This window comes from Neisseria sp. P0021.S005 (assembly GCF_051956955.1).
In genome coordinates, this window is the sequence record NZ_JBQCWY010000807.1 from 1 (window position 1) to 1,038 (window position 1,038).

The following is a 1,038-nucleotide window of genomic DNA, read 5'->3' on the forward strand; positions in this document are numbered from 1 at the left end:
ATACTTAATTTTGACAAAAATCATTTATTGTTCATTTTTTTAGGTATATGATGAATATCATACCAAATAAAAAGGAAAGGAAAAAATGATGCGAACCCTCCGTATTTCTGCTTTGACTGCTTCCCTGTCTTTGATGTTGGCTGCCTGCGGTGGCGCAACAAGCGGCTTGTCGAATGCCGTGACCGAGCCGCTCAATCCGCATCCGAAAGGCGTGTTGTCCGTTGAATTGAACGAATCCGTCCCTGAAAACGGTACGTTGGAGCTGATGGCCAACGGTAAACCGCAAAACCTGAAAAAAGGCGACAAACTCGATACCGGCTTTTTGAAAACCGATAAAGTATCTTCTTACGACTACGCCCAAAAAATTAAGGTAAACGGCCAAGTCATCACTTTGGAAACGGGCGACTTCCAAGTGTATAAACAAAATTATTCCACTGTTGCCGCGCGTTACGCCAAACAAAAAGCCGATGACGCAGGCAAGCTGCAAAACCTCGATACATACACATTCATCGTCGGCGAAGTCCAAGGCGATGAAACAGCGTATCGCAATTTGCCCAAACAAGGCAGCTATCAGTATTCAGGTATCGCGTTTAATGGCGACGACCGCAGCGGCCGTCTGAAATACACCGTCGATTTCGATAAAAAACAAGGTTACGGCAAAATCAGCAGCATGGCTTCCCACAATAATGTCGACCTGCTTGCCGCAGGCATTGCCAATAACAATGGCAAAGCCGCCATCAGCGGTAAAACCAGTTTGAATGGCGTAGAAAACGGCCGTTACGATTTGAAACTCTTCGGCCCGCAGGCTGAAGAAATTGCCGGTAAAGCGCAAATCAAAGTTGGCGACTCCACCAAAGAAATCGGTTTAGCCGGTAAAAAAGAATAGGAAACAAGGCCGTCTGAAATGTTCAGACGGCCTTTTTGTGACAAAAAAAGCAACGGCTCAAACCGTTGCTTTTTTCATGCCAACCTAAATTACAGGCTGCCCAAGATAATGCGCAATACGCGGCGCAACGGCTCGGCAGCACCCCACAAGAG

1 protein-coding gene is annotated in these 1,038 nt (G+C 46.5%); it reads left to right on the forward strand.

Annotation, left to right across the window (positions count from 1 at the left end; all coding sequences use genetic code 11):
* The first annotated feature begins 88 nt into the window (after window positions 1-88).
* Window positions 89-886: a factor H-binding protein gene (locus tag ACTHUE_RS19450; protein WP_070461536.1), complete on the forward strand. Its 798-nt coding sequence runs from the start codon at window positions 89-91 to the stop codon at window positions 884-886.
* Window positions 887-1,038 lie beyond the last annotated feature (152 nt).

What these genes read in the sequence shown, in the direction of transcription:
- ACTHUE_RS19450 (WP_070461536.1), top strand. Translation starts at nt 89, where the DNA reads ATGCGAACCCTCCGTATTTCTGCTTTGACTGCTTCCCTGTCTTTGATG.